Below are 12,005 nucleotides of genomic sequence, written 5' to 3'. Positions count from 1 at the left end.
GATATCACACGCCTCCACGACTTCTGGACAGTCACTCTCGACAATAAGTACTGAATTCTGTTCTAAGTGCTAGGGCGATGCATCCCAATCCTGCACAGAAGTGTAATAAATTCGGGTTAGCCACCCCCTTTATAATGCTAGTCCGCGCAGGCGGACGAATGACAAGTAGAGACGTTGCATGCAACGTCTCTACAACCTGTAGGAAAAGAGAGTTATCCTATCAATAGGAAAAGGTTAATAACCAATTAATAGCGACTCATCCATCTGGTTAAACCGTGGCTAATTCCGGTTCGGGACACTTGCTATTGCGAATTCCGGTAATCGCCTTGGCATAATCATCCTGTCCAAACACACCAGAACCAGAAACGATCGCGTTAGCGCCAGCTTCCAAAACTTGCCAGGTATTGTCAGCTTTAAGTCCGCCATCGACTTCAATCCAGGGATCGAGTCCGCGTTCATCGCAGATCTGACGCAACTTACGAATTTTGGGAAGTACACCCGGAATGAAGCTTTGACCGCCAAAACCAGGGTTGACACTCATAATCAACACCAAGTCGCAGACATCTAACACATAGTCAATCAACTCTAACGGGGTGGAGGGATTGAGAACCACACCCGCTTGCTTACCCAATTCTTTAATCTGAGTCAGGGTGCGGTGCAAATGGGGGGAAGCGTTATGTTCCGCATGAACCGAAATAATATCAGCCCCAGCTTTAGCAAAATCCTCGACATACTTTTCCGGTTCCACAATCATCAAGTGGACATCCAGAGGCTTTTTGGTAACTGGGCGAAGCGCTTTAACAATCAGAGGACCGATGGTAATATTGGGGACAAACCGACCGTCCATCACATCAACGTGAATCCAGTCAGCACCAGCAGCATCCACTGCCTGCACTTGTTCCCCCAGTCGGCTAAAATCGGCTGATAAAATGGAGGGGGCAACGACGATGGGTTTTTGGGATTGCGTTTGGGTCATAACTGGTGATACTCTCCTAAGTCCTCTATTCTGTTAAGTTTTATCTTAACAAAGTCTTTAACAATCCCCTAACAAAACGTGACCTAATTTTCCCCCTACAACTTGAGAGGTCATAAAATTCGCCACCTTAACAATCAGAGGACGGATGGTGATGTTGGGGACAAACCGACCATCCATCACATCAACGTGAATCCAGTCAGCAGCAGCATCCACTGCCTGTACTGGTTCCCGCCAATCTGCTAAAATCGGCGGATAAAAACGACTCTCACGCCCCAACTCAAAACTCGGCAAGGAAGGTTGTGTAGAAACGTTATCATTAGTAGCAATACAAAGTGGTTAAATCCACCCCGATACCCTCAAAACGATTTTCAAGTTAGGAGAACCTGCCTTGGCTATGCGGTCGCTGATCAAAAAACTGGGATGGATGATTGGAGGTGTGGGACTCTCTACCCTGACCACCCCAATCTTAGCGTCACCGATTTCGATTGGAGAAGCCGGAATTGATGCGTTGCGACTCCATGCTCCCCCCTACAACTTGAGAGGTCATAAAATAGCCATTGGTCAGGTGGAAATCGGTAGACCGGGCTTATTTGGAGTTGATAAAGCTGTATCTTGGAATCCCGCGATCGCACTTGAGCGGGTTTTTTATCGCGATCTACCCGCGAAAGCAGATACGGATGTGGATACCCATGCGGCGATGGTGGCGGGTGTCATGGTCAGTAATGATAAAACCTTACCCGGAGTCGCGCCGGGCGCGAGACTCTACGCCTCGGCTGTCGGTTCCCCAATCCGCAGTGGACAGCCAGAAGAATGCCTTTCAGCCCAGCACGTTGCTCAGCAAAATAGTGGTGATGTTCGGGCAATTAACTTCAGTTTTGGTGAATCGCTGCAACGAGATGCCAGAGGATCACAAGCGGCGCTTGATGGCAATGCCCTCTTAACAAAATGTATCGATTGGTCAGCTCGGACTCATGATGTTCTCTACGTCATTGCAGGCAACCAAGGCAAAGGTGGCATTCCCATTCCCACCGATCACTATAACGGGATTACCACAGCCTACACCACCCAACGACAAGGACAATTTACCAAGGTAGACTTTGCCAACTTGAGTGATCAGCCAGAGGGCATTGGTCGGCGTTTAATTCAACGGGAAATTAATCAGGGAACTCGCCGTGCCATTAATTTAGTCGCGCCAGGAAGTAATATATCAGTCTACGACCTGGATGGCAAAATTGTCGAGGTGAGTGGGACAAGTTTCGCCGCGCCTCATATTACCGCCTCAGTCGCCCTAATTCAAGAATTCGGCGATCGCCAAATCCACGCCAATCAAACCCAATGGACGACCGATTCTAGACGCCATGAAGTAATGAAAGCGGTGCTACTCAACTCCGCCGATAAAATCCAAGACAAGGGGGATGGGTTGCATCTAGGAATGAACCGCACCCTGTTGAGCAAAGAGAATGACACTTGGTTAGAATCGGATGCTTATCTTGATGCCAAAATTCCCCTAGATATACAAATGGGAACCGGACACCTGAATGTTTTCCGGGCTTATCAACAATTTAGTCCGGGTCAGTGGAGTTCAACGGGGGCTGTACCGCCTGTGGGTTGGGATTATAGTTCAGTTAAGACTAAATCCTTTCAAGATTATGTCTTAGAAAAACCCTTAAAGGCAGAGAGTTATGTGGCATTGACGCTAACGTGGGATCGGTTAGTTGAGCTAAAAGATGAGAATGAAAATGAGGTGTATGATGTCGGTGAAAGTTTTCGCGATCGCGGATTGAATAATCTTGACCTTTACCTGATACCTCTTGATGAAAATGATACCCGTAAAAGTGCCTGTGCTTCTGTAAGTGAAGTGGATAGTGTCGAACATATATTCTGCCCTGTTCCGGTTTCAGGTCGCTATAAAATCCGGGTTCAATATCGTCAACAGGAGAATGAAGACTCTCAACCTTACGCCTTAGCCTGGTGGACAGTACCGGAACGATAGAGTTTTGACGCATAGCGCATCTGTAGGGGCGGGTTTCACAACTATCTTTTCTTCCCTCACCCAGATGTGAATAAACCCGCCCCGACCAAAGTGGTTGATGCCGTAAATAATGCAGAAGTTAGGGAACATCTAGAACCTACACTGGAAGAATGGACACAAGCTGGCTGGGGTCGTCTTGTCGCTGCTATCCGTGAGATATTAAAGGGTGAACGAGATGAGGATTTGCTGTGTGAGTCGTTGGATTTAGCAGGATCTATGATTATTTATGCTATCTTGCGCGGTATTGCTGACCCAGAAACGCTGAAGCTGTTGTTATAGTGGTCACGCGATCGCACTCTCCTGCTCGACTCTGTTTTTGCTACGATTTAAGACTATTCGCCTTATTTTTTGCCGGAAATACAGATGGAATCAGTAATATCAGAACATATAGAAATAACTCCCGGTGTATGTGGCGGTAAACCACGCATTGCTGGACATCGGATTAAAGTGCAGGATGTGGTGATCTGGCATGAACAAATGGGACTTTCACCGGATGAGATCATCTCACACTATCCAACCATCACCTTAGCTGATGTGTACGCTGCCTTGGCATATTATCACGATCATCGAGAAGAAATTAGACAGCAAATTCGAGAGGATAAAGCTTTTGCCCAACAATTACAGGCAAAAACATCTTCTTTAGTTCAGCAGAAATTGAGGAATCGAAATGGCGGGCGGACATGATTCAGTTCCACATGGATGAAAATATCAGTAGTGTGATCGCTAAGGGTTTACGCAGTCGTGGCATTAATGTAACGACTACACCCGAAGCAGGACTGATTGCCGCACCGGATGAAGTACAATTAGAGTTTTCCCGTTCTCAAGGTCGGGTCATTTTTACTCAAGATACAGACTTCCTGCGGTTGCATGAAGCGGGAATTCCTCACGTTGGTATTGCTTACTGTCATCAAGGCAGTCGGTCAATCGGTGAAATTATACGGGGATTGGTTCTAATTTGGGAGTTGCTTGAACCAGAAGAAATGATAGGAAAGGTTGAATTCCTTTGATGAGGAGTAACACAAATTTTAAGTAGTGGAAATCAGTTGATGGCTTCTTATTGTGACATTAGGGTCAAGAATATAGAGCAACCTAAGCAAATTGAGCGGATTCCCATTGTTAATTTTGGTAAGCAATTCGCCCCTACACATACTGATCACCTGCTGATTCGTTACCAAAACAGTAACCTGTGGAACACCTCTAACCCAAATCAGTCATCCTTAAACAAAACACAGATCATGGAGGTAGACGAATGAATCAAAAGATACTCCGTCGCACAGGGATTATCGCTGCAGGTATCATTTTAGCCGGATTACTAGCCGGGTTAATCAGCCAAAATATCAATGCCCAAAACTCCCCAAACCATCAAAAGCCAGAGTTAACCGCACAGCAACCTAACCCATCTGTGGATACTAAAATCGTTGAAGCTAATACCAAATTTGGATTCAAGTTATTTTCTGAGATTCTTCAGCAAGATAGGAATAAGAACGTTTTTATCTCCCCAACCAGCGTCGCGATCGCGCTAGCCATGACGTACAATGGTGCCAGGGGTGAAACCCAAGCAGCTATGGCAAACGCGCTAGAACTCCAAGGAATGAGTCTGTCAGACGTAAACCAGGCAAATGAAGCATTAAAAACTACCTTAGAAAACGCCGACTCTGATATTCAGCTATCTATCGCCAACTCGCTTTGGGCAAGACAAGGTATCTCATTTAAACCCGACTTCCTGCAACGCAATCAGGAATTCTATGATGCTCAAGTAACCGATCTAGACTTTGCTAAACCTCAAGCTAAACGTATCATCAATAACTGGGTCAAGGAAAATACTAACGGCAAAATACCGCAAATTATTAGTGAAATCAAACCAGATGATATTTTATTTTTGATCAATGCCATCTATTTTAAAGGCAATTGGACGGAGCAATTTGATAAAGAAAAAACGGTAGAGCGTCCCTTTTCTTTAGCCGATGGAACTCAGAAACAACACCCGATGATGTCTCAATCGGGAGAATATCAATATTATGAAGATGACAGCGTACAAGCCATCAGTTTACCTTACGGTGAAGGACGGCTGAGTTTCTATGTTTTCCTTCCCCGTGAAACTGTGAGTCTAGATACCTTTGAGCAGCAACTCACTCCAGAAAATTGGCAACAATGGATAAATCAGTTCGGTAAACGGGATGGCTCAATCGTACTACCTCGCTTTAAATTGGAGTACGAAATTCAACTCAACGAAGCCTTAAAAGCTCTAGGGATGGACGTTGCTTTTGATGAGGGGGCTGATTTTTCTAATATGACGGAAGAAGATGTCTTAATTAATCAAGTCAAACATAAAACCTTTGTCGAAGTGAATGAAGAAGGCACAGAAGCGGCAGCAGCGACTTCTGTTGGCATGGTTCTTACCTCTGCGACTATTCCCCAAACCCCCTTCCAGATGGTGGTTGACCGTCCCTTTTTCTGTGCGATTCGCGATAATCAAACGGGAACGATTTTATTTATGGGTTCCATTCGAGAACCCAAGTAGAAACATAGGGTGCATATCAACTTTGTAGGTGGAGACTTCTCGTACTCCGGAGGAGAACTTGAAGGGTAGAGTAACCCGCTCTCGTTGGGTTAGCTTGTTGGGTAACGCTTACGCTCTACCCAACCTACTGGCTTGGCACACCTAAAATGGTGGATTAGTATTGTAGGGGCGCACGGTGTGCGCCCAATTTCACCGTCAAATCTATTCCACAATTTTAGCTGTGTCAGTCCACTACAATAAGTTACAAATGACAAATGACGTAGCTTGCTTCTTTTCGGGAGCGAGTATGAAGAATGACAAATGACGGGTTGTTGTTGTCGGATAAATTAGTAGAAAATAGGGAAATAATTGAAAATGTAATCAGGAAGGGGAAATAACAATGGGAACAGCAACTCTTATCCCAGACAAGTTCTCACTGGACGACTTTATGGTCAATCCGCCTGAGAAAATGGAGTGGGTAAATGGTCAACTGGTGGAAAAAAACGGTATGACACTCAGACATGGTGAAATTCAACTGAAGCTAGGTCGTTACTGGGACGATTACAAAAACTCCAGTGGACAAGGTGGAAAAGTTTATACTGATGTGCCTTGTCGCACCAAGAAGCAGGGACGTTCTCCGGATGTGGCATATCTGACCCCGGAACTGGTGGCGCAGTTTGGTAATGTGGCTACGTTGCCTCAGAGTTTTCCCTTGTGTGCTGAGATTGTTTCGCCAACGGATATAGCCGAGACGGTGTTGCTAAAAGCACAGGAGTATTTAGAGTCGGGGGGTGAAGAAGTTTGGCTGGTGTTTCCGGAGAGCCGGTGGGTGATGGTGATGACGGAAAATCAGGGGTTAATGTTTACTTCGGGTCAAGTTGTGAGTACCCAGAAAGTCTTACAGGGTTTTACCCTGTCCGTGGATGAATTGTTAGCTTGACATCCTTTTCCATCCCCTCATGTTTCTCTATACACTATAGAAGTAGGCATTTTGCCAGCGTCACTCGTATCCTAGAAAAGGGTTCTTGCGTACTTGAAGGAGCATCAGTTATTATGCCTGACTTCGGAAATCTGGTTCAAAAAGCGTTTTATCTGGGCGTTGGTTTAGCCTCGTATGCTAGTGAGAGAGCCGGGGGAACAATCGGGGAACTGCGAACTCAAGCTCAACAACTGGCAGATGAACTGGTTGCTCGTGGTGAAATGACCACTGAAGAAGCTCGCAAGATGGTTGATGATATGGTGCAACAAGCTCAACAGCAGCAATCGGTTCAACCTCCGCAACCCCAAAAGACGGCGACTGAACCCCGTCGGATTGAAATTATTTCTGACGACGAGGAGCAAAGGGCTAGCGAAGAGCAGGATATTGACGCCATGCGCCAACAGGTACAGGCGATGCAAGAGGAACTGCGTCGGCTCAAGCGTGAATAATAGAACCCTGTAGAGACGTGCCATGGTACGTCTGGAAACAGGGAGAGAATCAGTCCCTACGTCTAAATAAGTGAAAACGTGTAAATTTAATACACGACAGCTTAATCTAACTTGTTTGGATGGTAGTGTCGGCAAAAACGATTCGACTCAACCCCTGACGATTGGCTATTGTTGTACTATCCTAAACAAACACCCCCTCTTAGCCATGACCGACCTCTAGCTAAGCGAGGATTTGCCCAACTAGGAGAAGTTTTTACTATCCGTTCCCCTATGGATGAGTGGTCTAAAAGTTTTTTGGAATCCCTGGAATCATTGGTAGATATAGTCGATGAGGTTATCGTGGAAGTTGCGGATATCATCGAAGACTTTGCTGAAGAATGGCAAAATACCATTGGTGCAGAAATAGATAAATGCTTAGAGGATATCTTTGAACCAATTCTTGAGATCTATTTGGAGTATGACGAGATAGATATTACGAATGAGCCTGACATGGGCTTTACCTATCCCGTAGATCCCACACCCGAACGACATCCTGCTTGTATCGGTTGTAGTCATTACCACGGTCAAGTCTACGGGGGAAATTTATTAGTCTGTGGAATGCATCCCTATGGTTGGGATGATGAAAATTGCCCAGACTGGGAATCGAATCCTTCAATCTATGATGACTTTAACCCGTTTTAGGATTCTAAGCTGCACTTTTGTCATGGGTAAATAACAAATAATCCTCTTCGCTGCTTATGACTTATCCCCCAACTCAGAACTCTGCTGTCTCAGATGCACCGACGATGAAATATGGCGAACGTGCCATTGCTGAGGGACAGCTAATCACGTTCCCTAATCCTCGGATTGGGCGTCGTTACAACATTGATATCACGTTGCCAGAATTTACCTGTAAATGCCCCTTTTCAGGTTATCCCGACTTTGCCACCATCCATATCCGCTACGTTCCCAATGAGCGGGTGGTAGAACTCAAAGCGATTAAACTGTATATCAATAGTTTCCGCGATCGCTATATTTCTCACGAAGAATCCGTTAATCAGATTTTGGATGATTTTGTAGAAGCCTGTGATCCTTTAGAGGTAACGATCAAAGGCGATTTTGCCCCACGGGGGAATGTACACACCGTCATCGAAGTCCAACACCAGAAAGAGGAGAAGCAGAAAAAGTAGAAAAAGCAAAAAAAGCAGGAGAAGAATTAGATCCTTGACTTGTTGAAGAAGATGAAAGCATCAATTACGATTTTCCGGATTTGTTGGTTCTCCTGATAACTCTGGTGAGGCTGAAGGGGGTGGAACCAACTCTGGAGTCAGTGGCGAAGCAGGTGGAGAGGGTGAGGCGGGTGAGACATTGGATGGAGATACAGAAGATTCAGAGGGCGTGCGGAATGCCCACCAAATAGCTAGGGCTAGGATAGCCGCGATCGCACTCAAGGCGGCTCCTATCTTGATCCAGGTGTATCGAGTATGTTTAGTCCGATCATTAGGAGTCATGAGTTTAGTCTTTGAGTCTCTTACTACCCAAACTAAACCTACCGACTCAACCGATGAAACTATCTACAGATCCATTTAACGAGATATAGGAATTCCGACGCCGTTTTTCAATTCCAGGGTTTGTGCTGGCAATGCTGGCGACTCAAAATGCAAGGGATTTACCCTCTCAGGTATCAGAGTTGACGCTAAAAATTGGGCGGTAACTTGAGCAACATCCTGTTGAACACAATAGATGAGTCGTTCGCGTAGATCAGGCATAACCGCTAATGCTCTTGTCCAATCTGGAATCTGAGCGCCTACTGGATCATTAAAATACTGCTCACCTGCGTGCAAAATAACCTGTTCAAAACATTCGAGCGCGATTTCCTCTTGGTGGCGATCATAGAGTAAATCGTTGAAGCGAGCATCGAGAAAATACTTACGGGTGAAGCTTTGAGCTTCCCGGCGGAATTTGACGCGCAGCGCATGGATGTGATCCATGGTAATCACCACTTGTTCAGTTTCGGTTAAGGTTCGCAGGATGGAACAGAAAATATCGCGACACATTTTTTGCAACCCCGAATTCACATCTTGACCCAAGGGTTGATGTTTGTGGTCAAAAATACCTAAATCGATTTGGGCAATCTGTTTGGGTGCCGTAGTGCGATAAACTTCGGCGAGGAAGCCAATTTCTAAGCCCCAATTTGCCGGAATGCGCGTTTGTAGGGCTAAATCCCTAGTCAGGGCAAATTCACCGGCTAGAGGGTAACGATAAGCACTCAGGTAGCGTAAGTAGTTCTTTTCGCCGAACACCTCCCTTAAAACATTGAGTAACGGCGCAACGAACAAACGCACCACTCGTCCATTAAAACTTTGGGGATAATTGCCTAAACGGGTATAGTAGGCTTTATTAAAGGCAATGCCGAATTCCTTATCCAGCAAGGGATAAAGCAGCTTGAGTGGATAGGAGCGGTCATAGGTAATAATATCAGCATCATGGAGTGCGATCGCATCAGCACTCAGAGACGCTACGCCTAACCCTAACCAAACCGCTAACCCCTTTCCCTTAAACTTCAGTAAATCCAGCCCCCTATCCCGCACATCCGCTAGAAGCTGAGTGACTCGTGGACTATTTTCCCAAAGAATTAGGGTAGTTTGCGGTAGGGTTTGAAAAAATTGTAAGGTTTTGGCATAATCAGTCACTGTTGGCGCATTCACACAAACGATAACCGTCTTGACGAAAGCGCAAGCAGCGAGATGATCACGAATTTTAGCTAACGCGGGTCGTTTGAGTTCCTCGTAGAGCGCTGGAATTAAAACCGCCGTGGGAGATTCTTCACTTAAGCGGGTTAATCTGGTTAAGAGAGCATCCAGATTACAGCCAAAGTCGTGAATCGTTGTGATCAATTCTTGCTTATAGTCCATCAGACTAGCGACACCTCTGCACAACCGTCTGATTATTCAATTAATTTAAGAATTATGCTGTGATAATCTATACAAACTGGAAACAGGCTCGTACTAGGCACGAAGCGTGCCATCAACCCTCGCTGGGTTATTTCCCGATGATCTGTGTTGGAACCTTATGTCACCGTCTACCCAACTGGTCAACTATTTTCAGTTAGGCATCAAGCAGCTACTGAAACTCATCTATCCAGAGGCAGATATTGAGCCACTAGCAGATCGCTTATTGCAGTTGCTCCGCCCCTACTGTTGCGATTCAGGAGAGGAAAATCCCGATAAGTGGAATGAACAGCATATATTACTGATTACCTATGGTGACAGCATCTATCGTCAGAGGGATGAAAAACCCTTGGTGACGCTGAAACAGTTTCTTGAACACTATCTTCAGGATACAATAAGCGGCGTTCATATTTTACCTTTTTTTCCCTACAGTTCAGATGACGGATTTGCTATCATTGATTATCTCAAGGTTAATCCCGAATTAGGTTCCTGGGAGGATATTCAATCCATTGCCCAAAAGTTTGATTTAATGCTGGATTTAGTGCTTAACCATGTTTCCAGCCAGAGTGCATGGTTTGAACAGTTTAAACAGGGGATTAAACCGGGATGTGATTACTTTATTGAAGTTGACCCAACCACTGATTTATCCCAAGTGGTTCGCCCCCGTAGTAGCCCTTTATTGGTCAAAGTTGATACCGTCAACGGCGAAAAGCATGTCTGGGCGACGTTTAGCGCTGACCAAATTGATGTCAATTTTGCCAATCAGGATGTGTTGGTGGAGTATGTCAAAATTCTGTTATTTTATGTGGTAAATGTTGGGGCTAGATATATCCGACTCGATGCAGTGGGATATTTGTGCAAACGAATGGGTACATCCTGCATCCATTTACCCGAAACCCACGCCCTGATCCGCCTACTGCGGGAACTGTTAAAACAGGTTGATCCGGCGGTGGTAATTATTACAGAAACCAATGTGCCAAACCGAGAAAATTTGAGTTATTTTGGCAACGGAAATGAAGCGCATATTATTTACAATTTTAGTTTGCCGCCGCTGGTGCTTAATGCTTTACTTCAGGGAGAATCAGAACATCTAAAAACCTGGATGATGAGTATGCCGCCTGCACCGATGGGCTGTGCCTATTTGAATTTTACCGCATCTCATGATGGCATTGGTCTGCGTCCGGCGGAGGGATTGTTGTCGGATGAAGAATATGAGACGTTACTCCAATGTGTTACTCAATTTGGCGGAGAAATTAGCTATCGTCGCCAACCCGATGGGACAGAAACTCCTTACGAAATAAATATTTCTTTATTTGATGCTCTTAAGGGAACCGTAAATGGGGAAGATCAATGGCAAATTCAGCGTTTTATCTGCTCACAAACGATTATGATGTCATTAGAAGGAATTCCCGCATTTTATATTCATAGTTTGCTGGGAACGGGTAGCGATCGCGCCTGGATGCTGCAGACGGGCAGAAAACGCTCAATTAACCGCCACCGTTGGGATCTAGCGGAACTGGAGGGGGAATTAGAACAGGTAACCTCACCCCACGCGATCGTGTTTCGGGAACTGTCTCGATTGATTCAAATTCGTCGCCGTCAGCAGGCGTTTCATCCCAATGCGACGCAGTACACACTACATCCTTTAAATCAGGCGCTATTAGTGTTTTGGCGGCAAAGTATGAAGCGAGATCAGAGTATTTTTTCGATCCATAATTTGAGCGATAATTCCCAAACCTTAGAGTTATTAGAATTGAATTTAATTGCCACGGATGAGTGGTGTGACTTGATTAGTAGGCAGATTATTACCGATATTCATGATAAATTCAAACTACAGCCTTACCAATCAGCGTGGATTACAAATAAGTTTGGTAGTGACCGTTAATTGGGCAATGGGAGCAGGGGTGTAGGGGCGGGTTCTCCAGATAACTTATGGCAACAAACTAATAACTTGACTAGACTAGCCCAGTTGTAGGGGCGGGTTTTCCAGATAACTTATGGTGACAAACCGATAACTTGACTAAACCCGCCCAGTTGTAGGGGCGGGTTTTCCAGATAACTTATGGTGACAAACCGATAACTTGACTAAACCCGCCCAGTTGTAGGGGCGGGTTTTCCAGATAACTTATGGTGACAAAC

13 protein-coding genes and 1 pseudogene are annotated in these 12,005 nt (G+C 45.4%); 10 read left to right on the top strand and 4 right to left on the bottom strand.

The window, feature by feature from the left end:
* Nucleotides 1-268 precede the first annotated feature (268 nt).
* Entirely contained in the window at nucleotides 269-976 is a 708-nt protein-coding gene (gene rpe / locus RLO19_RS16670; protein WP_446358142.1) for a ribulose-phosphate 3-epimerase, read from the bottom strand.
* Between the two features lie 102 nt (nucleotides 977-1,078).
* Nucleotides 1,079-1,211 (bottom strand): annotated as a pseudogene (locus tag RLO19_RS16665) (ribulose-phosphate 3-epimerase); the annotation flags it as partial.
* Between the two features lie 189 nt (nucleotides 1,212-1,400).
* Between RLO19_RS16665 and RLO19_RS16660 the strand changes: the two are divergent.
* The 9 genes from RLO19_RS16660 to queF all read left to right on the top strand — a co-directional run bounded on the left by RLO19_RS16660 (nucleotide 1,401) and on the right by queF (nucleotide 8,105).
* On the top strand, nucleotides 1,401-2,969 hold the full coding sequence (locus RLO19_RS16660; protein ID WP_446358200.1) for a S8 family serine peptidase: 1,569 nt from the start codon (nucleotides 1,401-1,403) through the stop codon (nucleotides 2,967-2,969).
* Nucleotides 2,970-3,035: 66 nt separating this feature from the next.
* The gene (locus RLO19_RS16655; RefSeq protein ID WP_446358140.1) at nucleotides 3,036-3,287 is read left to right on the top strand and encodes a hypothetical protein; all 252 of its coding nucleotides are present in this window, start codon (nucleotides 3,036-3,038) and stop codon (nucleotides 3,285-3,287) included.
* Nucleotides 3,288-3,371: 84 nt separating this feature from the next.
* Nucleotides 3,372-3,692, top strand: a complete 321-nt coding sequence (locus RLO19_RS16650; protein WP_446358138.1) for a DUF433 domain-containing protein — start codon at nucleotides 3,372-3,374, stop codon at nucleotides 3,690-3,692.
* Nucleotides 3,689-4,015, top strand: a complete 327-nt coding sequence (locus RLO19_RS16645) for a DUF5615 family PIN-like protein (protein ID WP_446358136.1) — start codon at nucleotides 3,689-3,691, stop codon at nucleotides 4,013-4,015. The genes RLO19_RS16650 and RLO19_RS16645 overlap by 4 nt, the downstream gene beginning before the upstream one ends.
* A 242-nt stretch (nucleotides 4,016-4,257) precedes the next feature.
* Nucleotides 4,258-5,529, top strand: coding sequence for a serpin family protein (locus RLO19_RS16640; protein ID WP_446358135.1), 1,272 nt, complete (start codon nucleotides 4,258-4,260; stop codon nucleotides 5,527-5,529).
* Between the two features lie 379 nt (nucleotides 5,530-5,908).
* Complete coding sequence (locus tag RLO19_RS16635; RefSeq protein WP_446358133.1) at nucleotides 5,909-6,448, top strand: Uma2 family endonuclease; 540 nt, start codon at nucleotides 5,909-5,911, stop codon at nucleotides 6,446-6,448.
* A gap of 113 nt (nucleotides 6,449-6,561) precedes the next feature.
* Nucleotides 6,562-6,936, top strand: a complete 375-nt coding sequence (locus RLO19_RS16630; RefSeq protein ID WP_446358131.1) for a phasin family protein — start codon at nucleotides 6,562-6,564, stop codon at nucleotides 6,934-6,936.
* A 168-nt stretch (nucleotides 6,937-7,104) separates the two neighbouring features.
* On the top strand, nucleotides 7,105-7,617 hold the full coding sequence (locus RLO19_RS16625; RefSeq protein WP_446358129.1) for a hypothetical protein: 513 nt from the start codon (nucleotides 7,105-7,107) through the stop codon (nucleotides 7,615-7,617).
* A gap of 56 nt (nucleotides 7,618-7,673) precedes the next feature.
* Nucleotides 7,674-8,105: a preQ(1) synthase gene (gene queF, locus RLO19_RS16620; protein ID WP_446358127.1), complete on the top strand. Its 432-nt coding sequence runs from the start codon at nucleotides 7,674-7,676 to the stop codon at nucleotides 8,103-8,105.
* Nucleotides 8,106-8,165: 60 nt separating this feature from the next.
* Here the strand turns inward: queF and RLO19_RS16615 are convergent, their stop codons facing one another.
* Complete coding sequence (locus RLO19_RS16615) at nucleotides 8,166-8,426, bottom strand: hypothetical protein (protein ID WP_446358125.1); 261 nt, start codon at nucleotides 8,424-8,426, stop codon at nucleotides 8,166-8,168.
* 75 nt (nucleotides 8,427-8,501) lie between these two features.
* Entirely contained in the window at nucleotides 8,502-9,830 is a 1,329-nt protein-coding gene (locus RLO19_RS16610; protein ID WP_446358123.1) for a glucosyl-3-phosphoglycerate synthase, read from the bottom strand.
* A gap of 157 nt (nucleotides 9,831-9,987) precedes the next feature.
* Here RLO19_RS16610 and RLO19_RS16605 point away from each other — a divergent pair, with 157 nt between their 5' ends.
* Nucleotides 9,988-11,751, top strand: a complete 1,764-nt coding sequence (locus tag RLO19_RS16605) for an alpha-amylase family glycosyl hydrolase (RefSeq protein WP_446358121.1) — start codon at nucleotides 9,988-9,990, stop codon at nucleotides 11,749-11,751.
* Nucleotides 11,752-12,005 lie beyond the last annotated feature (254 nt).

The sequence above is a fragment of the Coleofasciculus sp. G2-EDA-02 genome, from assembly GCF_040226375.1.
Lineage (GTDB): Bacteria > Cyanobacteriota > Cyanobacteriia > Cyanobacteriales > Coleofasciculaceae > Coleofasciculus.
This window is presented reverse-complemented; position numbering and strand designations above follow the sequence as displayed.